21 protein-coding genes are annotated in these 21,863 nt (G+C 63.5%); 10 read left to right on the forward strand and 11 right to left on the reverse strand.

The genetic code is table 11. The features are described from left to right. Nucleotides 1-113: 113 nt before the first annotated feature. On the forward strand, nucleotides 114-2,531 hold the full coding sequence (locus WBA38_RS11085) for a cellulase family glycosylhydrolase (RefSeq protein ID WP_424294926.1): 2,418 nt from the start codon (nucleotides 114-116) through the stop codon (nucleotides 2,529-2,531). Nucleotides 2,532-2,621: 90 nt separating this feature from the next. On the opposite strand, the gene dxs is transcribed toward WBA38_RS11085, so the two are convergent. From dxs to WBA38_RS11100, 3 genes are all read right to left on the reverse strand, one after another. Beyond that, nucleotides 2,622-4,565 carry a 1-deoxy-D-xylulose-5-phosphate synthase gene (dxs, locus tag WBA38_RS11090; RefSeq protein ID WP_424294927.1) on the reverse strand — a complete coding sequence of 648 codons (1,944 nt, stop codon included), beginning with the start codon at nucleotides 4,563-4,565 and terminating at the stop codon, nucleotides 2,622-2,624. A gap of 130 nt (nucleotides 4,566-4,695) precedes the next feature. Then, a complete protein-coding gene (locus WBA38_RS11095; RefSeq protein WP_424322710.1) occupies nucleotides 4,696-5,985 on the reverse strand; it encodes a class I SAM-dependent RNA methyltransferase in 1,290 nt (429 codons plus the stop codon). Beyond that, complete coding sequence (locus WBA38_RS11100) at nucleotides 5,982-8,123, reverse strand: APC family permease (protein ID WP_424296835.1); 2,142 nt, start codon at nucleotides 8,121-8,123, stop codon at nucleotides 5,982-5,984. The genes WBA38_RS11095 and WBA38_RS11100 overlap by 4 nt, the downstream gene beginning before the upstream one ends. Before the next feature lie 90 nt (nucleotides 8,124-8,213). Here WBA38_RS11100 and WBA38_RS11105 point away from each other — a divergent pair, with 90 nt between their 5' ends. The 4 genes from WBA38_RS11105 (at nucleotide 8,214) to WBA38_RS11120 (ending at nucleotide 11,380) form a co-directional block, all read left to right on the forward strand. Then, nucleotides 8,214-8,876, forward strand: coding sequence for a potassium channel family protein (locus WBA38_RS11105; RefSeq protein ID WP_424296822.1), 663 nt, complete (start codon nucleotides 8,214-8,216; stop codon nucleotides 8,874-8,876). A gap of 2 nt (nucleotides 8,877-8,878) precedes the next feature. Then, a complete protein-coding gene (locus tag WBA38_RS11110; protein ID WP_424296823.1) occupies nucleotides 8,879-9,541 on the forward strand; it encodes a potassium channel family protein in 663 nt (220 codons plus the stop codon). A 169-nt stretch (nucleotides 9,542-9,710) separates the two neighbouring features. Further along, nucleotides 9,711-10,223, forward strand: coding sequence for an RrF2 family transcriptional regulator (locus WBA38_RS11115; RefSeq protein ID WP_424322711.1), 513 nt, complete (start codon nucleotides 9,711-9,713; stop codon nucleotides 10,221-10,223). After that, nucleotides 10,220-11,380 (forward strand): globin domain-containing protein, encoded by a 1,161-nt coding sequence (locus tag WBA38_RS11120; protein ID WP_424296826.1) that lies wholly within the window; start codon nucleotides 10,220-10,222, stop codon nucleotides 11,378-11,380. The genes WBA38_RS11115 and WBA38_RS11120 overlap by 4 nt, the downstream gene beginning before the upstream one ends. 18 nt (nucleotides 11,381-11,398) lie before the next feature. On the opposite strand, the gene WBA38_RS11125 is transcribed toward WBA38_RS11120, so the two are convergent. Then, a complete protein-coding gene (locus WBA38_RS11125; protein WP_424296828.1) occupies nucleotides 11,399-11,773 on the reverse strand; it encodes an OB-fold nucleic acid binding domain-containing protein in 375 nt (124 codons plus the stop codon). A gap of 108 nt (nucleotides 11,774-11,881) precedes the next feature. Here WBA38_RS11125 and WBA38_RS11130 point away from each other — a divergent pair, with 108 nt between their 5' ends. Continuing rightward, entirely contained in the window at nucleotides 11,882-12,601 is a 720-nt protein-coding gene (locus WBA38_RS11130) for an alpha/beta hydrolase (RefSeq protein WP_424322712.1), read from the forward strand. Between the two features lie 10 nt (nucleotides 12,602-12,611). Here WBA38_RS11130 and WBA38_RS11135 read toward each other — a convergent pair whose 3' ends face one another. Beyond that, entirely contained in the window at nucleotides 12,612-13,514 is a 903-nt protein-coding gene (locus WBA38_RS11135; protein ID WP_424322713.1) for a DUF3710 domain-containing protein, read from the reverse strand. A 2-nt stretch (nucleotides 13,515-13,516) separates the two neighbouring features. Beyond that, nucleotides 13,517-14,002 (reverse strand): dUTP diphosphatase, encoded by a 486-nt coding sequence (gene dut / locus WBA38_RS11140; RefSeq protein WP_424322714.1) that lies wholly within the window; start codon nucleotides 14,000-14,002, stop codon nucleotides 13,517-13,519. 42 nt (nucleotides 14,003-14,044) lie between these two features. On the opposite strand from dut, the gene WBA38_RS11145 reads away from it, so the two are divergent. After that, on the forward strand, nucleotides 14,045-14,566 hold the full coding sequence (locus WBA38_RS11145) for a DUF3093 domain-containing protein (RefSeq protein WP_424296834.1): 522 nt from the start codon (nucleotides 14,045-14,047) through the stop codon (nucleotides 14,564-14,566). A gap of 79 nt (nucleotides 14,567-14,645) precedes the next feature. On the opposite strand, the gene WBA38_RS11150 is transcribed toward WBA38_RS11145, so the two are convergent. Then, entirely contained in the window at nucleotides 14,646-14,945 is a 300-nt protein-coding gene (locus tag WBA38_RS11150) for a DUF4193 domain-containing protein (protein ID WP_424295279.1), read from the reverse strand. Nucleotides 14,946-15,244: 299 nt separating this feature from the next. Here WBA38_RS11150 and cei point away from each other — a divergent pair, with 299 nt between their 5' ends. Further along, nucleotides 15,245-15,925, forward strand: coding sequence for an envelope integrity protein Cei (gene cei / locus WBA38_RS11155; protein ID WP_424295282.1), 681 nt, complete (start codon nucleotides 15,245-15,247; stop codon nucleotides 15,923-15,925). 13 nt (nucleotides 15,926-15,938) lie between these two features. Here the strand turns inward: cei and WBA38_RS11160 are convergent, their stop codons facing one another. Continuing rightward, complete coding sequence (locus tag WBA38_RS11160) at nucleotides 15,939-16,808, reverse strand: inositol monophosphatase family protein (protein WP_424295281.1); 870 nt, start codon at nucleotides 16,806-16,808, stop codon at nucleotides 15,939-15,941. Between the two features lie 153 nt (nucleotides 16,809-16,961). Here WBA38_RS11160 and ppgK point away from each other — a divergent pair, with 153 nt between their 5' ends. Both ppgK and WBA38_RS11170 read left to right on the forward strand, forming a co-directional pair. Further along, entirely contained in the window at nucleotides 16,962-17,792 is an 831-nt protein-coding gene (gene ppgK, locus WBA38_RS11165; protein ID WP_424322715.1) for a polyphosphate--glucose phosphotransferase, read from the forward strand. A 204-nt stretch (nucleotides 17,793-17,996) separates the two neighbouring features. Continuing rightward, a complete protein-coding gene (locus WBA38_RS11170) occupies nucleotides 17,997-19,418 on the forward strand; it encodes an RNA polymerase sigma factor (protein WP_424293435.1) in 1,422 nt (473 codons plus the stop codon). A gap of 94 nt (nucleotides 19,419-19,512) precedes the next feature. Here WBA38_RS11170 and WBA38_RS11175 read toward each other — a convergent pair whose 3' ends face one another. From WBA38_RS11175 to fabG, 3 genes are read right to left on the reverse strand one after another with little or no spacing between them, the layout of a single operon-like run. Beyond that, nucleotides 19,513-20,544, reverse strand: coding sequence for a phosphotransferase family protein (locus WBA38_RS11175; RefSeq protein ID WP_424322716.1), 1,032 nt, complete (start codon nucleotides 20,542-20,544; stop codon nucleotides 19,513-19,515). Next, nucleotides 20,544-20,996: a MaoC family dehydratase gene (locus WBA38_RS11180; RefSeq protein ID WP_424293437.1), complete on the reverse strand. Its 453-nt coding sequence runs from the start codon at nucleotides 20,994-20,996 to the stop codon at nucleotides 20,544-20,546. The genes WBA38_RS11175 and WBA38_RS11180 overlap by 1 nt, the downstream gene beginning before the upstream one ends. Nucleotides 20,997-21,007: 11 nt before the next feature. Next, entirely contained in the window at nucleotides 21,008-21,763 is a 756-nt protein-coding gene (gene fabG / locus WBA38_RS11185; RefSeq protein ID WP_424322717.1) for a 3-oxoacyl-ACP reductase FabG, read from the reverse strand. Nucleotides 21,764-21,863: the final 100 nt, after the last annotated feature.

Consider the following 21,863-nt stretch of genomic DNA (forward strand, 5'->3'; position numbering starts at 1 on the left):
TTTTGCTTCCCGCCTCAGCCGGTCCTGGCTGATCGTCTCTCGGCGGGGGCGCAATCGCGCCGACTGTGCGTGCCGATTCAGAAATACCAGGCCACCGCCCTATCGTCACATGGGTGAACCCCGAGATTGTGCACCCTGCGACAGCGAACCTTTCGGTACTGCGGCGCCATTCGACGGTCGCCACGCTGACGCTGGCTGTCGTGCTGTTGATTGGCGCGATCGCTGATCCCGTTGGGCTGCTCACCGTGGTTGGTTGGTCGGGGGCGTCGATCCGATCCATCGACGGATTCTGGGAACTCGCACCGTATTTGCTGCTGGTGCCGATCGGTCTGGCAGGCACCTGGTGGACGGTTCGCCTCTTTGACGGTGCTCATCGGCGCTTTGCCCCGGTGTTCGCCGGAACATTTGTCTCACTGTTGGTCGGTAAGTTCGCGACCGCGCTGGCTTCGGTTGCCTTTGTTGGGTCGGGCGCGTTGGCGACGGCGGCCTGGTCGACCGCCTTCAGCGTGGCGAAAGTTGGCGTTGCCGCGTTGATTGTCGCGACCGTCGTCGTTATCTGCTGCCGACGCGGATCGAGCGACGACACGACATCGGACATCCCGGAGATCGAGTGGGTCGGGATCCTGGCGTTCGCCGCGATCGCTCCGGTTATCGCAGGTATGTGGTGGACCGGTGCCACGTATAACGACGCGATGCCCGCCCCGAATCCGGTGCGCGGCCCGTGGAGTGTGGTTTTTGGCGTGATCGTCCTGGCCGCCGGGACCGCATTCGCCGCCTGGCTTTTCCGTCGACGTGGCATGACCTCCGGACTCTCGCACCCCGCCCGCTTCATGCTCGGCTGGTATGCGGCGATTGTCGGTGGCGCGATCCTCGGAGTGGTCTCGACCGCCATTGGTTTGTTCACCGGCGACGGATTCTCCGGTGATCTGTGGCCCGTGATGTCGGGCTATATCCGGATCGCCGACGCCGTCTCCTATGGCCTATGCCTCGGCTGGATTGTCGGACTCGGCACCCTGCTCCCGGCAGTTACCCGCCAGCGGTCGGCGCTCGCCGTGACCATTGTGCTGGCCGTCGTCGCGGTCGTCGTTCCGACGGCACTGTTCAGCCCGGTGAACCGGTCCGTCGCGGTACCCCTCACAACCGAAGGCGGCGATCTCTTACCCTTGCACGTCCGCGGCGACGTGATCGCCGATGCGGCGGACCGCGAGGTGCTGCTTCGCGGCGTCAACGTGAACCAACTCGTTGACTTCTACGCGGCCCGACCCGAGGTTCCGGCCACCCGCCCGCTCACCGAAGCGGACTTCGTCGGCATGTCCGACTTGGGATTCAACGTGGTCCGGCTCAATCTGTCGTGGTCGGCGCTCGAACCGGTCCGCGGCAAACTGGACCCGGCCTACCTCGCCAGGATTCGCACGGCCGTCGACCAGGCGGCCAAGCAGGGCATGTACACCGTCCTGGATATGCACCAGGACGGCTGGTGGAACGGTCCGTCGACCGATGAGACATCCTGTCGACCGGGCACGGCCCCGATGTGGGGCTACGACGGCGCACCCGACTGGGCGACTCTCACCGACGGTGCCCCTCGCTGCGAGTTCACGGGCCGCGACATGTCGCCAGCGGGCGATCGCGCGTTCAACCACTTCTATTACGATTCCGAAGGCATCAGCACCGCCCTTGCCCGCACCTGGGGCGAACTCGCGGGCGCGTTTGCCGATCAGCCTGCGGTGGCCGGTTTCGACCTGTGCAACGAACCTGGCTTTGGCGAATCTGCTCCGCTGACGACATCGTTGCTCCTCGGCCAGTTTTATGATCGCGCCATCAACGAGATTCGGGCAGCCGGTGCCAAGCAGATCGTGTTCTTCGAGCCCAGCATTCTATGGTCGGGCCTCGCCTTCGATGGGGGTCCCGCAAGCGACTTCACCGACGACGCCAACATTGTCTTCTCCCCTCACCTTTATGCGCAGTCCATCACCATGGACGCTTCCCTGGGGTTGCCGCCGTTCGTCAGCATCGAGCGCGGATTCACCCTCGCCGAACGGGTCGCGAAGGAATACGACGTTCCGGTGTGGAGCGGCGAGTTCGGCTACTGGGGCGACGATTCCACCGAGTACTTGGAACGGTTCGCGGCCGAACAGGATGCCCGCAGGCAGGGCGGAGCGTACTGGGTGTGGAAGCAGGCTTGCGGCGATCCACAGAACGGTATCCAAGATGTCGGTGACGGACTGATGCAGCAGAACTGCAAGTCCGGCGGTGACGCCGCAGCACCGCCGAAGTCGGATCTGCTGACGATCCTGACGCGCGCCTACCCACTTGCCGCCCCGGGACAGTTGGATTCGCTCAAGTCCGAGCGTGGACAGATGGAACTGACAGGCACCGCCGGTGCGGGCACCTGCGAACTACGCGTGTGGATTCCGGGCACCGCCCGTCCCCAGGTGACGACCACGGGGGTCTCCGACGTGCAGTTGACCGCCCACGGCAGCGGATTCTTCCTCACCGGTTGTGCCCGCGGCGATTACCGCGTGCGCACCTGATCGACAGAACTGTCGCGTCAGGTGTCGTTCGATCGCTTTGGGTGTCGTTATTGAACGACACCCAGTGCGAGTTGGTGACGCCTAACGCAATTAATTCGCGGGCGAGTATTCGCTCGCGCGCCCAGGCAGGCTCAGGTCGACTTCTTCTTCGAGGTCCGCGTACTTGACTTGAGCGGTGTCTTCGACGAGGCCGTCGGCGATCGTCTCCGCAGTCAGGCCGCACTCGGCGAGGATTGCCTCGCGGGTGGCGTGGAGGATGAACTTCTGCGGCACACCGCGACGGTGTACCGGGACGTCGATGCCCGCGCGTTCAAGAGCTAGTTCCACGGCACTGCCGACACCGCCCTGGATGCCATTGTCTTCGATGGTGACGACCGAGGTGTGGGTGCGCGCCAGTTCGATGACCGATTCCGGAACGGGTAGTACCCAGCGCGGATCGACGACCGTGGCCGCGACGCCACGGGCATTCAGCAGTGCGGCGGTGTCGATGCCGAGTTGCGCAAACGACCCGACCGCAATAATCAGTACACCACCGGGATCAGCGGCTTCGACGAGCACATCGACCCCGTCGTTCAGCCGTCGGACGGCCGGAATCTGTTCCGGCACACTACCCTTACCGAAACGGACGGCGGTGGGGCCGGCACCGAAGTCGAGCGCTTCGGAAAGTTCCTCGCGGATCGTGGCCGCATCGCGGGGCGCGGCGACACGCATGCCGGGAACCAACGCCATCAGCGACAGGTCCCACATGCCGTGGTGACTGGGGCCGTCGGGTCCGGTGATTCCGGACCTATCGAGGACCAGCGTGACGGGCATCTTCAACAGCGCGACGTCCATCAGGAGTTGGTCGAAAGCGCGGTTGAGGAAAGTCGAATAGATCGCCAGCACCGGATGCATCCCGCCGAGGGCAAGACCGGCGGCCGACGCCATACCGTGCTGCTCGGCGATGCCGACGTCGAACATGCGGTCCGGATACCGCTCACCGAATGCGGCGAGACCGGTTGGGCCGGGCATGGCGGCGGTAATGGCGACGACTTCCGGACGCTTACGCCCCTCAGCGACCAGTGCCTCGGAAAACACCGAGGTCCAGTCGATTGCCGACTGGGCCAGCGACTCGCCGGTCAATGGGTTCATCTTGCCGGTGGCGTGCATTTGCTCTGCCACGTCGTTTTCAGCCGGCGCATAGCCGTTGCCCTTGCGCGTCACGGCATGAACGATGACCGGCCCGCCGAAGTCCTTGGCTCGGCGCAACGCCGATTCCATTTCTTCGAGGTCGTGCCCATCGACCGGCCCGACGTACTTGATCCCAAGATCGGCGAACATCGCCTGCGGTGACACGAGATCCTTGACGCCCGACTTCATACCGTGCAGCACGGCGTAGGCGGCGTCGCCGACCACCGGAATACCGCGGAGGGTCTTGCGTCCGCTCTCGAGAAGCTTCTCGTAGCCCGGTTGCAGGCGCAGCGCCGACAGGTTGCGGGCAAGGCCACCGATGGTCGGCGCATACGACCGCCCGTTGTCGTTGACGACAACAACCACCGAGCGGTCCCCTTCGGCAATGTTGTTGAGCGCTTCCCAGCACATGCCGCCGGTCAGTGCGCCGTCGCCGACGACGGCGACCACGCTGCGATCCTCACCGCGAAGTTCGAAAGCCTTGCTGAGACCGTCAGCGTTCGAAAGGGCGGCCGATGCGTGCGACGACTCGATCCAGTCGTGCGGGCTCTCAGTGCGGTCCTGGTAGCCGCTGAGGCCACCTTGCTGACGGAGGGTGTCGAAGCCGTCCTTGCGGCCGGTGACGATCTTGTGGACGTAGCACTGGTGGCCGGTGTCGAACAGGATGGCGTCGGTCGGCGAATCGAAGACTCGGTGCAGGGCCAAGGTCAGTTCGACGACGCCGAGGTTGGGGCCGAGGTGCCCACCGGTCGCCGCGACCTTTTGAATCAGGAATTCCCGGATCTCGTCAGCGAGTTCAGCCAGTTCCTCCGGCGAGCACGCACGTACGTCAGCCGGCGAATCCACCCGATTCAGCACGCCCATCCGTAGTCCTCCTTCACCACTGCAGCGGTCCGAGCGACCGCGCAACAGATTCAGTCTACGGACTCGCCTAAACAGAACCTGAATGGCTCAGTGTCGCGTTCGCGACACCGTTGCCGGGTAATGCGCGATTTTAGCGCGTCAGGATCGCAATAGCTTCGAGGTGATGGGTCATCGGGAAGGCGTCGAAACCCTGCCACGCCCGAACCCGGTACCCCTGCGCTGCGAAGCGCCCGACATCGCGAGCGAACGAGGCGGCATCGCAGCCCACGTGAACGATGGCTTCCGGCTGTGCGGCGACGATGCCGTCGACGACCGAAAGTCCGGCCCCCGTGCGCGGCGGATCACTGATGACAATGTTCGGGCGGTCGAGGCTCGCGAGGGCGTCGGCAACACCACCTCGGTGCGCCTTCACCGCATCGTCGCCGAGCGTTACGGCTGCCGCCGCGAGCGCATCCGTATCGGAATCGACGAGGTCGATTGAACTGACGGTGAACCCGTGGTCGGCGCTGCCGTCGAGGAGTGCGGCGGTGAAGACCCCCGCACCACCGTAGAGATCCCACGCATGTACCTCACCCGTGATGCCGACGGCACCGAGCATGCGGAGTGCGGTCGCGGTGTAGACCTGCGGCGCGTTGCGGTGCGCCTGCCAGAAGCCGTTGACTGGGATGCGCCAGGTCCGGGTGCCAACACGGTGTTGAACCAGTTCGTCGCCTTCGAGGTGACGAAGCGTACGGGGCGCGCTCCGTGCGCTGCGAGTGCGCTGGGCGCCACGCCGGTGTTGATCACGGCCTGGCTTGCGGTTACGCCCCTTGCCGAAGTGCGGTGCCGACAGTTCGGCCGCATGCCGGTTGCCGTCGGCGTCGGCCATCAGGACCAGTTCGGTGCCGGGCGCTGCACCGAGCGCATTGACCTCGCGGAGAAGCCCACTGACCGGTGCCGCGCACGGGACGGTAATGATTTCCGACGATCCGCGGCCACGGAGACCAGCACGACCGTCGTTACCGACCGCCAGCCGCGTGCGGATCCGCCAACCGGTTGACTCGGCGGCGAGCGCTTCGATTGACGGCGCGGGCAGTGCGTCCAGGTCGAGGTGTCCGATGCGTACGAGCACGTCGGCCAGGGCCGACCCAGCGAGTTCCCGTGCGTACTCCGGTGCCACAAAGCTGAGGTCGCAGCAACCGGCGCCAGCCGCCGCCGCAAAACACTCCGGCGGTCTCCGATGCTCGGACGGTTCCAGGATCGTTTCGGCGATCGCCTTCATGTATGCGCTGTGGGAGTCGTCGGTGATGCGTGCGATCACTGTCTCGCCCGGTAGCGCGCCGTCGACAAATGCGACGCGACCGTCCGACCGGGCAATCCCTGCACCGCCGTTCGCGTAGCCGGTGACCTGGAGTTCCACGAGTCGATCGGGGGTGCTCATTCGCGCGGGCCTGCATCCTTGCGTTTGTTATTGCTCTGGTTAGTGCTTTGACGGTTAGTGCTTGGACCGTTGGTGCTTGGACCGTTGGCGGTGCCGTCGGAAGCAGTGACGACCGTGCCGGTGCCGGTGGCACCGGGCGCAGATGTAATGCCTCGGCGTGCAGCGCCCGGTCCGAGGTACTTGGTCTCCGCTCGACGCGCTCGGGATTCCGAGGAGTTCAACTGCCACGGTACCGATGTCACCATGACGCCCGGCTCAAACAGCAGTCGCGTCTTGAGTCGGAACGCGGATTGGTTGTGCAGAATCTGTTCCCACCAGTGCCCCACGACGTATTCGGGGATAAACACGGTGATCACGTCGCGTGGAGATTCTCTTCTCACCCGACGGATGTAGGTAATGATTGGTCGCGTGATTTCCCGGTAGGGCGACGCCAGCACCTTCAAGGGCACGCGGATGTCGCTCTCTTCCCATTCGCTGACAAGGATCCGAGTGTCGCGGTCGTCGACGTTAACGGTGATGGCTTCGATGGAGTCGGGGCGGGTAGCGCGGGCGTACCGCACCGCGCGTCGTGTCGGCAGATGCAGGGTCGACACCAAGATCACCGCGTGGCTGCGACTCGGCAGCACTTCATCATCGGCGGTCAGTTCGGCGATCTCGAGTTCTTCTTCGATCGTCGAGTAATGCTTGTGAATCATCTTCATCAGAATGAACAAGATCACCATGGCAAGGATGGCCATCCATGCGCCCGCGGTGAACTTCGTGAGCAGCACCACGATCAGCACGGTTCCGGTCATCACCATGCCAATGGCATTGATAACGCGCGACCGCCGCATGCGCCCCCGCGCATCCGGGTCGGTTTCGGTCTTCAGGTGCCGGGTCCAGTGCCTCACCATGCCGGTTTGGCTGAGGGTGAAGGAAACGAACACGCCCACGATGTACAGCTGGATCAATGAGGTGACTTCGGCACCGAAGGCGACGACGAAGGCGATCGCGGCCAGCGCCAGGAACACGATGCCATTCGAGAAGGCGAGTCGGTCACCGCGTGTGTGCAGCTGGCGCGGAAGGAATCGGTCTTGCGCCAGCACCGAACCGAGTACCGGGAAGCCGTTGAACGCCGTATTGGCCGCCAGCAGCAAGATCAGTGCGGTGACGACCGCGATGAAGTAGAAGCCGGGCGGAAACCCCCGGAACACCGCTTCGGCGAGTTGCGCCAGGATCGACTTCTGCTGGTAGTGGTCGGGAATGCCCGACAGGTCCTGCTCCGGGTTGAGGACGTACTTGGCACCGATCTTCTGGGCCAGCAGCACAATGCCGAGCAGCAGGGTGATCGAGAAGGTACCGAGCAGCAGGAGCGTCGTCGCCGCATTGCGCGACTTCGGCTTCTGGAAGGCGGGCACGCCATTGCTGATGGCCTCGACGCCGGTGAGCGCCGCACAACCGGACGAGAACGATCGAGCGACGAGGAAGGCCATTGCCAACCCCATGAGATGGGATTGCTCGGGAATGATTCCGAACTTCGAGGTCTCCGCTTCGACGGTATCGCCGAGGAAGAAGATCTTAATTCCGCCCCAAATCAACATCACCATGACGCCCGCAATGAATGCGTAGGTGGGCAGGGCGAGGATGCCGCCGGATTCTTTGATGCCGCGCAAGTTGACGGCTGCGAGCAGCGCGATGCCTGCCACGCAGAACAAGACCTTGTGCTCGTGGACAAACGGGACGGCCGAGCCAATGTTCTCTGCGGCCGATGTCACCGACACGGCGACGGTCAGCACGTAGTCAACAAGGAGCGCAGCCGCGACCGTCAAACCGGCGTTGGGTCCAAGGTTCACGGTCGCGACCTCGTAGTCGCCGCCGCCCGACGGGTAGGCGTGAACGTTTTGTCGGTAACTGGCGACCACGACGATCATCACCAAGGTCACGGCAACCGCCACCCAGGGCGCGAGCGCGTAGGCACTGATGCCGGCGATCGAGAGAACCAGGAAGATTTCTTGCGGTGCGTACGCCACCGACGACATCGCGTCGGACGCAAAGACGGGCAGGGCGATACGCTTCGGCAGCAGCGTGTGACCCAGCCGATCACTGCGGAACGGACGCCCTAGGAGCAGGCGCTTGGTCGCTACCGAGACCTTCGACATCGTGGTGGACACTCAGCAACATTAAGGCCCAAACCGCAAAGACACCCAGCAGGGTGCGGAATCAGTCGGCGCACAGTAACGTCGAACTTCGTGCGCGTAATCATTTTGGGCTGCGGCCGCGTCGGATCGGCGCTGGCTGGAGCGATGTCCAGCCTCGGACACGACGTCGTCGTCATTGACCGCGACGAGACAGCTTTCCGCCGGTTGGGCGAGAAATTCACTGGCCGAACGGTCACCGGCGTCGGATTCGACCGCGATGTGCTCAACGAGGCGGGGATCGCCGACTGCGACGCCTTCGCTGCGGTCTCGTCCGGCGACAACTCCAACATCATTGCGGCCCGCGTGGCGCGCGAAACCTACAGCGTTGAACGAGTCGTCGCCCGGATCTACGACGCTAAGCGCGCTGCAGTATTTGAGCGACTCGGGATTCCGACCGTCGCGACCGTTCCGTGGACAACCCAGCGCTTCGTCGCAGCGCTCGGCGAGACGACACTTCACCCGGTGTGGCGTGATCCGTCGGGCAGTCTGGTGCTGGCAACCATTGACTTTCATGAGTCGTGGGTCGGTGCCACCACCACGAAATTCCAGGAACTCACCGGCGCGCGCATCACCTTTCTATCGAGGATGGGGATGACGGTCCTTCCCGATCCGCGCACGGCCATCCAGGTGGACGACGTGATGTACGTTGCCGTGCTGGCCACCAATCTCGATCACGCCCGCGCCATCGCGGGCAACGAAATGCCGCGGGAGTAAACATGAAGGTCGCTATTGCCGGAGCCGGGGCCGTCGGGCGGGCCATTGCCCGCGAACTTCTCGTCAACAACCACAACGTCACCCTGTTCGAACGGAACCGCACGCACATCGATCCACTAGCGGTTCCGGGCGCCAATTGGGTACATGCCGACGCCTGCGAATTGTCAGACTTGGAACTGGCCGAACTGCAAACGTTCGACGTGATGATCGCCGCCACCGGCGACGATAAGGCCAACCTTGTTGTCAGCCTCCTCGCGACCACCGAGTTTGCGGTCAGCCGCGTTGTCGCGCGAGTCAACGATCCACGCAACGAATGGCTCTTCAACGACGACTGGGGAGTCGACGTAGCGGTCTCGACGCCCCGCATGCTCGCTTCTCTCGTCGAAGAAGCCGTCACCGTCGGCGACCTCGTGCGCCTCATGACTTTCCGGCAGGGCCAAGCCAACCTGGTCGAATTAACTCTTCCCAATGACACGCCGCTCGCCGGTAAGGCGGTCCGCCGCCTGCAACTCCCCCGCGACGTCGCTCTCGTGGCTATCATCCGTGGCCGCCGCGTCATCGTCCCCGAGGCCGACGATTCCCTCGAAGGCGGCGACGAGCTTGTGTTTATTGCTCCCGAGGATGCCGAGGATGAGTTGCATCGGGTGATCAAGGCCCCGCTGTAATCCTTGGTTCGTTAGGGATGCCGAATCGGCAGACTTTACCTACTACTCATCGTAGTAAGTAAGGGGATTTAGTCCCTGGTTTACTCAGCGAAATACGCTGTTTACCCAGGTCATGAGAGGTCCGACACATAATTGGAATCTGGAATACCAATAGTGTTTTGATCGCTGCATGCAACTGACACGGTTCACCGACATCGGTCTCCGGATCGTGATGGCATTAGCCGCCAAACCGGAAGCCACGCACACTTCGCGACAGCTCGCCGACGACCTCCACCTGAGCTACACCCACGTCGCCAAAGTCGTGAGCCGGCTCTCCGAACTCGGTGTGGTCAACTCCCGGCGCGGACGTTCCGGTGGCCTCGCCATCACTGAACTCGGACCCCGTGCCGGTGTCGGCTGGCTCGCACGACACCTTGAGGGCGATCAGCCCGTCATCGAATGTGAGGGAAGCACTCCGTGCCCCCTGCGTTCGGCGTGCCGACTCCGCGGAGCGCTTGCCCGGGCCGAACAAGCCTTCTACGACAGCCTGGATCAGCTGACCGTGCAAGACCTCATCGCCGATCCCACCGGAGCCACTCTGCTGAAGTTGCTCCCCCCAAACTCACCGCCCGCCCGCCCCCACGACGACGACGCGGTGCAGACCGAAGAAGTGCCATCACACGAAGTGAGGAGTATTCGATGATCTCGTCAGAAACCAAGCTGGTGCTTGAAGCGACCGTCCCCGTGGTCGAAGCCGCGCTGCCAGAAATTACGCCGCGCTTCTACGACCGGATGTTCACCGCCCGCCCCGAGCTACTCCGCGACCTTTTCAATCGCACCAACCAGGCCAGCGGTGCACAGCCGCAGGTCCTCGCTGGCGCCGTCGCCGGGTTCGCCCGTCTGCAGCTGGAGCCCGATCCGGCCAAACTGCGCTTCATCATCGACCGCATCGCACACAAGCATGCATCGCTGGGCATCGTCGCTGACCAGTACCCGATCGTTCACGAGCATCTCTTTGCCGCCATTGTCGATGTTCTCGGCGAGGCCGTGACACCGGAGGTGGCTGCAGCTTGGGACGAGTTGTACTGGGAGATGGCGAACGTTTTGATTGGCCGCGAAAACGAACTCTATGCGGGTGCTGGCGTGGAGCCCGGCGACGTGTGGCAGTCGGTTCGCGTGTCCTCACGCGAGCAGGTCTCCCCCGATGCTGTCGCGTTCACCTTGACCGCGCTCGACGGGGGCGGCCTCGGTACCTTCGTTCCCGGTCAATACATTTCGGTGCAGACCCCGATGCCCGACGGTGCGAATCAGATTCGTCAGTACAGCCTCACCGGTTCCACTTCCGATCCGGCTTGGCACATCAGCGTCAAACTCGACGGTGAAGTCTCGACTCAGTTGCACGAGAATTTGTTCGAAGGCGACCTACTGAAGGTCAGTACTCCGTTCGGCGATCTAACCCTCCCCGAGGGCGATGAACCGCTGCTCTTGGCGTCCGCAGGCATTGGTTGCACTCCGGTCATCGGTTTGCTCAACCATTTGGTTTCGACCGGCGATACTCGACCGATCACGGTGCTGCATGCCGACCGCTCACGCAGTCGCCAGCCGCACCGCGGCGATCTGGCCGAATTGGTCGATCAACTGCCGAGCGCAGAATTGCTGCAGTGGTATGAGAATGGTTTGGCCACCGATGAGGCGACTCGCATCGGCCTGATGAATCTCGACGAGGTGACGATTGCGCCGGATACCGTGGCCCTGCTGTGCGGGCCGACGGGATTCCTGGGAGCAATTCGCGAGTCACTGCTCGCCCGGAACGTTCCCGACGAGCGAATCCACTACGAGGCTTTCGGTGCCGCTAGGTAGACAGCGACAATAACTGGTCTATTCGTCGACGGTGTGAAGTTCGTAATAGGGGTTGTACATGACCTTTGCACCGTCGACGGAGGCCACTCGGCCGCGAACCGTCAGTCGTCGGCCAGGCTCAATGCCGGGGATGCGGTTGCGTCCCATCCACTTCAAGATGACGGTGTCGGTCCCGTCAAAGAACTCCGCGACGACCCCGGTTTTGGTGGTCTTCGACCGCGTCTCGACTGACCGAAGTTCGCCGACCATCGTCGCCTCATCACCGCGCGTACAGTCGACGGCCCGCTGTGCCCCCGGCTGCTGGCACTCGCGCTGGATGCGATCGTCCTCGATCTCGTCGAGATCTTCGGTCAGCATCCGTCCGAGTCGTTTCATCAGACCCGAATTCGTCATCGCAACCTCCGCTGCGCGCAACTGTGGAGTTCCCATCGGCGGAAAACTCGCTTTCACCGTCACCATACCCCCGACTTTCCCTTCCGACGACCGAGGCATGATCAATGGATGACCACGTTGATCGTGATGCCCGGCACCGGGTCGGATGCAGACTTTGTCACCAGGGCTTTTTCGCGCGCCGCCGAGTCAATTGACGCTCGTGTCTGCGCCCTCGAGCCAGCCGCTGACCTGGTCGAAAACTACCGAGCCCGGCTCGATCAACTTGCCGATCACTTCGCCTCGACCGGTGAGCCTTTTCTGGTCGGCGGGGTATCGATCGGCGCATCGATCGCGGCCAACTGGATCCTTCAGGCACCGGGGGCACGGCACTGCATTGGCGTTCTGGCCGCCTTGCCACCGTGGTCGGGACCGGCCGGTGATTCGGTCGCTGCGGCGTCAGCCCGGATCACCGCCGATGCGATTGAACGGGACGGGCTGGAACCGACGATCGCGCAGATGGTGTTGACCAGTCCCGAATGGTTGGCTGCCGAACTATCCCGGTCGTGGCGATCCCTCGCCGATCATGGCCTTCTCGAGCAGTTGCGGGTCGCGTCCACCTACGTGGGGCCGACGCTGACGCAATTGGCGGCGCTGCCGGTCCCGGTGGGGATTACCGCGGCCCCCGACGATCCGTTGCATCCGATCGCGGTCGGACGGTCGTGGGCGCAGAGCATCCCCCACAGCGTCCTTCGCGAGGTACATCTCACCGAATTCGGGCGCGACGAGCGACTCCTCGGCGACGCCTGCCTGCAGGCGTGGCAGGCAGCGTCGGAGAAGGTGCCCCGCTAACGCCGAGAAATCAGCGACGACGCTTGCGGAACCGTGACATCGCCGACCCGCGTGAGGGACTCGCCGCCGATTCGTCAGTTGCCTCGTCGGCATCGGTGACGGACTCTTCAGCGACCTCCGCGTAGGCGTCACCGGTGGGTTCCTCGGCACGGTCCGGAGTTTCGGAGTAGACCGTGGCGGCTGCGCTTTGCATCATGGCACCTCCGGGGACAATTTCGGCCTCGGGTTCGGGGCGCGCGGTCGGTGCATTCGACAGCGGTTGCGATGGGAACGATCCGGTCTCCGGGTCCACCCCTGTCGCTTCCACGGCCTCTTGCGACATCTGCTGCTGCGCGGCAGAGACCTGTTCAGCGAGGACCGGCGGCAAGACGATCGGGAGTAGTTCCCGAGGGGGCTGTGGCTCATTCCCGCGGCGCACGACCGTCTCTGCGAGGACTGCGCGAGCCAACTGCGCCAACTGCACTTCGCTCTCGGCGGGCCCGCTTGCTACACAGCGAACCATCCAGCGGGGGCCATCGACGCCGATAAACCGGTGGCTGCCATCGGGAACACGGGCGATGACCTCACGGCCCCAGTGTCCGTCTTCGATCGCGGTCTGGGCGCCGTCGGCCCGCAGTGACTCCGCGAGTTCACGGACCACCTCGCGCCACATGCCGCCGCTCCGCGGGGCAGCAAATGCGTGCATGCCGATCCGACCTACCGGCGTCACCAAGTAGACGGCCTCAGGCTCGTGCGTGGCGGACATCTCGACGGTAACCTGGCCGCCTTCGACGACAGGCATCAGGAGCGAGCCCAAGTCGAGGTGGGAGTTTGCCAACTCCCCCAGCGGTGTAAGCAGGTCGCCGGTGTCGTACGGACCAGCCGTGTCGCCGATCGAAAACTTTTCTGGTGCGGCTTCGTTCTTCGCTGCCATTGTTATGCCTCCGAGGTCAAGATCGCGTGTCCACCACTGGAACCGTATCCGCCAGCTCCGCGCTCGGTGTCGTCGAGTTCGTCGACCTCAATCACCGAAGGAAGTTCCACCCGCTGCACCAGCAGTTGGGCGATGCGGTCGCCGCGCGTGATCACAATGGGCGCTTCGAGATCGTGATTGATGAGGCAGACTTTGATTTCGCCGCGGTAGCCAGCGTCGATAGTGCCCGGCGTATTAACGATCGACAGGCCGGCACGCGCGGCCAAACCGGACCGCGGATGGATCAATCCCACCGTTCCCACCGGCAGGGCGATCGCAATCCCGGTGCCGACCAGTTGGCGACGGCCCGGTTGCAGGACCAAATCGGTCGCGGCAAACAGGTCTATTCCAGCGTCACCGGGGTGTGCGCGAGTAGGGAGCGGGAGTTCAGAATCGAGGCGACGGATCCGCAATGGCGGATACGTATCGGGCGTCACTTGCGAGGTCACCCTCGCAGACTACTCGGGCGCTCGCCCATTAGGCTGGAAGCTGTGAGCAAACCAGCCTCGAGCCCCGCCCCGCAGCAGGACCGCTATGCCGAACGACTTTCTGTTCCCTGGTGGTGGTGGTTGGCCGCCGTGGTCGTCACCGGAATCCTCGGCTACGAAATCCAATTGGCCGCTTACCGGGCGGCGTGGAGCTTTGTCGCCTATCCGGTCATCGCCATCCTGATCGCCTGGATGCTGTACTCGATGGGTCGCACCCAGGTCCGGGTCACCGCCGACGGTTCGTTGCACGCAGGGAAGGCCATATTGCCCACCGATGTCATTGCCCGTGGCGCGTCGATCGCCGCTTCCCAGCGGAGTGCGGCGATGGGCAGGCAACTCGATCCTGCGGCCTACGTGATCCATCGTGCATGGGTGAAAACGATGGTGCTCGTGGTGCTCGACGATCCCGACGACCCCACCCCCTATTGGCTCATCTCTACCCGTCAGCCCGGCGCGGTGCTCGCTGCGCTGGGGATGGGTGATGCTGGCAGCGATGCCGGGAAGCAAGACGCCGCGCAAGGCTAGTTGCCTCGCGCGGCGTCGTAGATCTATCTCGGCGCTGCGGTTGATGGCATCAACCGCGGTGCCGCTATTGGTGGAGGTACTAAGCGCAGTCGACGCAGATCATCTGAGTGCCATTCTGCTCGGCAAGTCGGTTGCGGTGGTACACGAGGAAGCAACTGGAGCATGTGAACTCGTCATCCTGCTTCGGAACCACACGAACCGAGAGTTCCTCACCTGACAGATCGGCACCCGGAAGCTCAAACGATTCAGCCGTTTCTGTCTCGTCGATATCTACGTTGGCGGACTTCGCTTCATTGCGTCGAGCCTTGAGCTCTTCGAGCGAGTCTTCCGCGATGTCGTCGTCGTTGCTGCGGCGCGGAGCGTCGTAATCGGTTGCCATGATGTGCCTAACGTGGGTCTGTAGGTGGTTAATGGATTGCTAAGGGAGACCGCACTTGTGGCGTAGCTCTCCCGCACCTCACATCGTCATCCGATGATGTCGGGCGCCCGAATTCTAGGCTCACTCAATCGCCGTGTCAACCCCCTCATGGTCGGGTCGTTCTACCGCCTCTTTTCTGCGGGAGTTCGCACCGAAAACGAGAGTTTCTGCGGGCGCGCCGACCACCCTGACGAACCTGTTCCGCCCGGCCCTCTACAGTTGTGCAATCCCCGTTCTCGGAAGAAGGTGCAGGCACCGTCGTGGTCTCGAAAATCGCCACCGGCTACACGACCGATGTGAAGGGCCGCCCATTTCGGCGGCGCCAGTGGTTACCCGCCGCGATCGTTGTCGCAGTGTTGGCGGCGGGCGCCATCACGGCCTGGTCCTTCGCATTGAACAGCGGCGGCACCGAAGCACACCCGACCGACTGCAATATGCCGGTAGCTGCCAAATCAGCGGCACCCGACGCCCCGAAGCCGCCCGAACTGACCGTTGTCAGCAATACCGACATGCTCTCGGTGGCTCCAGCGGGGCTAACGACCTTCGGTGTTCGGGTCCTGAATTCGGCGGCACCCCGCGGTTCGGCGCGCTCAGTCAGCGATGACCTCGCCAACGAGGGGTTCACCGCTGCCGATCCAGCGTTCGGCGACGACACTGTCTACCCTGATCAGAATCTTCATTGTGTTGCGCAGATTCGGTTCGGCCAGGCCGGACAGGCCGGTGCCGCCGCAGTCTGGCTCGCTGCCCCGTGTGCACAGTTGGTCAACGACGGTCGAAAGGGCACGGACGTCGATCTGGCGCTCGGCGAGTTCTACACCAACACCAGGCCGACGCAAGACACGCAAGCGGCACTCGAGGCATTGCGTTCGGTGGATCCGAAGAATCCTAAAACCGCCATCGACCGCTCACTCATCGAGACCGTCCACAACCAGTCCTGCTAGCCGGGACGAGGCGTCAAACCGCCTCGTCGGGCATGGCGTCAAGGGCGCCAATACTGCCAAGTAGGGCGAGGAAGTCTTCAGCGATTCCCGGTGCGGCGGCAATCGTCGCGTGACCGTCGCCCGATCGCGAATCCGATGGCGGGAGCACTACCCGGGCGCCGGCTTCCTCCGCGATGAGGCCACCGGCAGCCCAATCCCACGGGCTAAGTCCATGCTCGATGTGGGCGTCGACGGCACCGGATGCCACCATGCAGAGGTCGATGGCGGCTGCCCCGACGCGGCGGATATCGCGGACGTTGGGAAGTAGCTTTGCGATGAAGACGCCCTGCTCCACGCGGCGCGTCTTTGAGTACGCAAACCCGGTCGCCACCAACGCCAGAGCGACGTCATCAATCGGGTTGCAATTCAAGCGAATCGGCTGGACGTCCGAGGCGAGGCCAGTCGCCCACGCGCCGCCGCCACTGCTGGCCCAATACGTGACCCCCCGTGCGACATCGACGACCGCTCCGGCAACGGAACGACCGTCGACCTGCGCCGCGACCGACACCGCGTAGGCGGGGATGCCGTACAGGAAGTTGACGGTACCGTCGATTGGGTCGACGACCCACCGGACACCGGTCGGCACCGTCACCGAGCCGCCCTCCTCTTCGCCGAGGATCTCGTCGCCCGGCCGATGCCGATGCAGTAGCTCGCGGATCAACTCTTCAGTTTCCGTGTCCGCGACCGTCACCGGATCCGTCGGCGTCGATTTAGCCGTGACGGAATCATCGGAGGCACGGGTGCCGGTCGGCGCAAAGAGTTCGACTCGTCGGTTCCGCACCTGTGCTGCGGCCTCCTCGGCCACCGCGCGCGCAATGACGGCGAGCTCGGCTGGCTGCGGAATGGAAGTCGATGAAGCAGAATCAGACCGGGCAGGATCAGCTGAGTGAGTCACGGCCCCAAGTCTAGTGACCCGACGCGCGACTCCGGTCGCCACGGTGACTGGCAACTGTGTCTAAGATCGCCTCAACCAGCCACGAAAGGCGTACTGCTCACCATGACCGACGCTGAAGTCACTGTTTTGGGATCCACAAATGCCCGACCTGGGGCCGACAATTCGACAAGTCCGTCGTCGCACCTCGGGTTCGGTATCGACATTGGGGGCTCGGGGGTGAAGGGTGCGATCGTCGACCTTCGCACCGGAGAGTTTGTCGGTGAACGCCACCGGATCGACACACCCCAGCCTGCCACCCCGGAAGCTGTGTCGGAAGCAGTCATCACCATCGTCGAACACTTTGGTTGGACTGGCCCCGTCGGATTGACCGTTCCCGGTGTGGTGCGCGACGGAATCATGCGAACGGCGGCCAACATCGACGCGTCCTGGAAGGGCACCGACCTCGTGTCGATGTTTAGCACCAAGCTCGGCGGCCGACGGGTCAGTGTCCTCAACGACGCCGACGCCGCAGGCCTGGCCGAGCTTCGCTTTGGCGGAGGCGCCGATCTCGACACCGATGGCACCGTCATCTTGTTGACGTTCGGCACCGGCATCGGATCGGCTCTCCTCTACAACGGGACACTTGTTCCAAATACCGAGTTTGGACACCTGGAAGTCGGCGGCAAGGAGGCCGAGCATCAGGCTTCCGCAAAGGTTCGCGACGACAAGGGGTGGTCGTTGAAGAAGTGGAGTTCTAAGGTCTCGACCGTCTTGGCCCACTACGAAGCGATCTTCTCCCCCGACCTGTTCATCGCTGGCGGCGGAATTAGTAGCAAGGGCGACCAATGGATCCCAATGCTGACCAATGCGACCCCGGTCGTCGCGGCCAAACTCCGCAATCGGGCGGGAATCGTTGGCGCTGCGATGGCGGTCGACGACGGGCTCTCGTTCTAGCGAAACCTCACTTTTCAGCCTCCGCCAGTCGCTTTCTCGGCTCTTAGACTGGTATGCGCATGTGCTCATCGCAGTGATGTCGTTACAATGGAACACATCGGTCCCGCACCGAAGACTCAAAGCCCTCATCGCCCACGGATGTCCGTCCCCGTTTTGGGGACGCGCCCAGCCGTGCCGCGCGTTCGTTCTGTCGAAAGGTTGTACGTGGCAACCAGCAAGTCCACCGACGCAGCAGCTGAAGCTACCGACGCTGACGCACCGGTAGCTAAGAAGGCTCCAGCTAAAAAGGCACCCGCCAAGAAGGCTGCGGCCAAGAAGGCACCAGCGAAGAAGGCACCCGCCAAGAAGACTGCTGCAACGACCGCCAAGAAGACGGCCGCCAAGACTGCAGCGAAGAAGACCGCTGCCAAGAAGACCGCCGCCAAGCGTGCGAGCACCAAGGCTGCCGATCCGTCGGTCGAGGTCGAGGTCGACGAGGCTGACGTCGCCGGCCTGGACGACGTCGACGACTCGCAAATTGATCTTGCCGACGCGGATCTGATTGTCGACGACGACGATGATGAGGTCGACGCCAAGCCCGCAGCCAAAACGGCAGCCAAGCGTGCGCCCCGCGCCAAGAAGGACGCCGAGCCCAAGCCCGACTTCGTGTGGGACGAGGACGAGTCCGAGGCCCTGCGTCAGGCCCGCAAGGATGCCGAACTGACGGCCTCTGCCGACTCTGTGCGCGCTTACCTGAAGCAGATCGGCAAGGTCGCCCTGCTGAATGCCGAGGAGGAAGTCGAACTCGCCAAGCGCATCGAAGCTGGTCTGTTCGCCACCGAACGCATCCGCCGCGTGATGGAGGCAGGCGAGAAGCTGTCGGTCGCTCAGCGACGGGACCTGTCGTGGATTTCGCGCGACGGCAACCGCGCTAAGAATCATCTCCTCGAGGCCAACCTGCGTCTGGTCGTGTCCCTCGCTAAGCGCTACACCGGCCGCGGCATGGCTTTCCTGGACCTCATCCAGGAAGGCAACCTGGGTCTGATTCGTGCGGTCGAGAAGTTCGACTACACGAAGGGCTACAAGTTCTCGACGTACGCCACCTGGTGGATTCGTCAGGCGATCACCCGCGCGATGGCCGATCAGGCTCGCACCATCCGCATCCCGGTCCACATGGTTGAGGTCATCAACAAGTTGGGTCGCATCCAGCGCGAACTGCTTCAGGATTTGGGCCGCGAGCCCACTCCGGAGGAGCTGGCGAAGGAAATGGACATCACTCCGGAGAAGGTTCTGGAGATCCAGCAGTATGCCCGCGAACCAATCTCTCTCGACCAGACGATCGGCGACGAGGGTGATAGTCAGCTCGGCGACTTCATCGAGGACTCCGAAGCGGTCGTCGCTGTTGACGCCGTTAGCTTCACCCTGCTGCAGGATCAGCTGCAGGATGTGCTCGACACGCTTTCCGAGCGTGAAGCTGGCGTCGTCCGGCTGCGCTTTGGCCTGACCGACGGTCAGCCCCGCACATTGGACGAAATCGGCCAGGTTTACGGCGTGACGCGCGAACGCATCCGCCAGATCGAATCGAAGACGATGAGCAAGCTCCGCCACCCCAGCCGCTCCCAGGTGCTGCGCGACTACCTCGACTAGTCACGCACCACGGTAGCCAGATCAACCAACGACGACGCCCCGGATTTCCTCCGGGGCGTCGTCGTTGTCTGGTGGATTGTCAGCGGGCTCTTTGTCAGCTGTCTTTCAATGCGGCAAGTCCCGCTGCCAGCAGTGGTGCCACGCCCTCGCCCACATCGGCGAAGCCTGCACCAACTGTTTGGCCGTTGACATATCGGTAGTGAATTCCTTCGACGATGCCCGCGAGTTTGAAGCAACCGAAGGCGATGTAGAAGCCGAAGTCGGAGAGGTCTCGACCGGTGGCCGCCGAGTACCTGGTGACGATCTCGTTTTCGGTGAGAAAGCCGGGAGCGACGGCGACATCGGTGACGCCCCCACCGGCTGCCCCGAGGCGGTGATACACGCACATCAATGCCAGGTCGGTCAGGGAGTCACCAATCGTGGCCATCTCCCAGTCAAGAACGGCGCGGACCGCGTCCTGATCGTCGATCAGGACGTTGTCGAGTCGGTAGTCGCCGTGCACGATGCCGGGAGCAGCCTCAGGCGGCACCCGCTCCGCGAGGAGTCCGTGGAGCCGCTCCATTTCGGGGAGGTCGCGGGTGTGAGCGGCGTCGAACTGCTTGCGCCAACGGGATACTTGGCGCGCCAGGAAACCCTCCGGATGACCAAACTCCCCCAGCCCAATCGCGGCCGGATCCACCAGGTGGAGGGTCGCGAGGGTATCGACCAATCGTTCAGAAATGGTTCGGGTCCGTTCCGGTCCCAGCGGCGCCAACTCCGCAGCGTGCCGGTATGGGGTGCCGGTCACGGCCTCCATCACATAGAACGGGGCACCGAGAACGTCCGCGTCGGTGCACATCCCGTACATCCTCGGCACCGGAACCGCTGTGGCTGCGAGCGCCGACATCATCGAGTGCTCGCGACCCATGTCGTGCGCCGTGGCGAGCAACTTGCCGACGGGCGGACGCCGCAAGATCAGGTTCGTTGACCCATTGTGCAGTCGGTAAGTCAGGTTCGACTTGCCGCCAGCAATCAATGTGGCGTCGAGGGCTCCATCAATTGGCCCAATGTGCTCGGTGAACCAGGGGGCCAATCGGTCCAGGTCAAGTCCCGGAAGCTCGCGGGTCGCACCGTCGGCAGTTGACATCAGAACACCAACACCGTCACGGTCTCGGCGATGCAGACCGGCTTTTCGCCGCCGTCAACCTCAATGGTGACCTTCTCGACGATCTGGTAGCCAGCGCCACCTTCGGTCACCTCGATCAATTCGAAGCCCGCCCGAACTTTGGAACCGACCGGCACGGGTGCGGGAAAGCGCACCTTGTTGGCTCCGTAGTTGATGCCCATCTTGACCTCACCGGGGCCCCAGGCACTGTGGCGCAGGACTGGGATCAACGAGAGCGTCATGTATCCGTGAGCGATGGTGCCGCCGAACGGCCCGTCCTTGGCTCGTTCGGGGTCGACGTGGATCCACTGGTGATCACCGGTCGCGTCGGCGAACAGGTTCACCTTTTCCTGGGTGACGTCGAACCAGTCGGAGTATCCGAGGTGGCTGCCGACCGCAGCAACGAGTTCTTCTGCACCGTTGAATACGCGCATTGTCTTAACTCCTAATCCTTGGGTCCGCCGGCGACATAGAGGACCTGACCGGACACGAATCCGGCACCTTCGCTGGCGTAGAAACTGACGGCATGGGCGATGTCGGCGGGCTCACCGACGCGACGGACGGGGATCTCCTTGGCCATCGCTTCCTTGAACTGATCAAAAGTGATGCCGAGGCGGTCTGCGGTCGCGGCCGTCATGTCAGTGGCAATGAATCCCGGGGCGATCGCGTTAGCGGTCACACCGAAGGGACCGAGTTCGAGGGCCAGGGTCTTGGTGAATCCCTGCATTCCGGCCTTGGCGGCCGAGTAGTTCGCCTGTCCACGGTTGCCGAGGGCCGAGGTGCTGGACAGGTTGACGATGCGTCCCCACTTGGCTTTGGTCTGGTACTGCTGCACTTCGCGAGACATCAGGAAGGCGCCGCGCAGGTGCACTGCCATCACCGAGTCCCAGTCCGCGAGGGTCATCTTGAACAGCATGTTGTCGCGGATGATGCCTGCGTTGTTGACCAGGATCGTGGGCTCACCCAGTTCTGCGGCGACGCGGCTGACACCGGCTTCGACCTTGACTTCGTCTGCGACATCGACGCCGACCCCGATGGCCTTGCCACCAGCGGCGTTGATCTCGTCGGCGACGACCTGGCAGGCAGCCTCGTCGAGGTCGAAGATGGCCACGGCATGGCCGTCGCTGGATAGGCGACGGGCAACTTCGGCACCGATGCCGCGGGCCGCTCCGGTGACGATTGCTACGCGCTGAGTGGTCATAGGTGGTTCTCCTTCAATGGTGGTGATGCCAAGACGATTGGTGGAACTCATTCTGGTGGGACTGCTACTGGTTGGGACTGTCGGTACTGCAGGACGACGC

Origin of the sequence: Gordonia sp. (in: high G+C Gram-positive bacteria) (assembly GCF_049647785.1) — a bacterium.
Lineage (GTDB): Bacteria > Actinomycetota > Actinomycetes > Mycobacteriales > Mycobacteriaceae > Gordonia.

Bases quoted from the DNA above. Each gene is read 5' to 3' on its own strand.
- WBA38_RS11115 (WP_424322711.1), top strand. From the start codon at position 9,711: ATGCAACTGACACGGTTCACCGACATCGGTCTCCGGATCGTGATGGCA.
- WBA38_RS11130 (WP_424322712.1), top strand. From the start codon at position 11,882: ATGACCACGTTGATCGTGATGCCCGGCACCGGGTCGGATGCAGACTTT.
- WBA38_RS11135 (WP_424322713.1), bottom strand. From the start codon at position 13,514: ATGGCAGCGAAGAACGAAGCCGCACCAGAAAAGTTTTCGATCGGCGAC.
- WBA38_RS11120 (WP_424296826.1), top strand. From the start codon at position 10,220: ATGATCTCGTCAGAAACCAAGCTGGTGCTTGAAGCGACCGTCCCCGTG.
- WBA38_RS11100 (WP_424296835.1), bottom strand. From the start codon at position 8,123: ATGTCGAAGGTCTCGGTAGCGACCAAGCGCCTGCTCCTAGGGCGTCCG.
- WBA38_RS11110 (WP_424296823.1), top strand. From the start codon at position 8,879: ATGAAGGTCGCTATTGCCGGAGCCGGGGCCGTCGGGCGGGCCATTGCC.
- WBA38_RS11180 (WP_424293437.1), bottom strand. From the start codon at position 20,996: ATGCGCGTATTCAACGGTGCAGAAGAACTCGTTGCTGCGGTCGGCAGC.
- WBA38_RS11175 (WP_424322716.1), bottom strand. From the start codon at position 20,544: ATGTCAACTGCCGACGGTGCGACCCGCGAGCTTCCGGGACTTGACCTG.
- fabG (WP_424322717.1), bottom strand. From the start codon at position 21,763: ATGACCACTCAGCGCGTAGCAATCGTCACCGGAGCGGCCCGCGGCATC.
- WBA38_RS11150 (WP_424295279.1), bottom strand. From the start codon at position 14,945: ATGGCAACCGATTACGACGCTCCGCGCCGCAGCAACGACGACGACATC.
- WBA38_RS11095 (WP_424322710.1), bottom strand. From the start codon at position 5,985: ATGAGCACCCCCGATCGACTCGTGGAACTCCAGGTCACCGGCTACGCG.
- dxs (WP_424294927.1), bottom strand. From the start codon at position 4,565: ATGGGCGTGCTGAATCGGGTGGATTCGCCGGCTGACGTACGTGCGTGC.
- ppgK (WP_424322715.1), top strand. From the start codon at position 16,962: ATGACCGACGCTGAAGTCACTGTTTTGGGATCCACAAATGCCCGACCT.
- WBA38_RS11125 (WP_424296828.1), bottom strand. From the start codon at position 11,773: ATGACGAATTCGGGTCTGATGAAACGACTCGGACGGATGCTGACCGAA.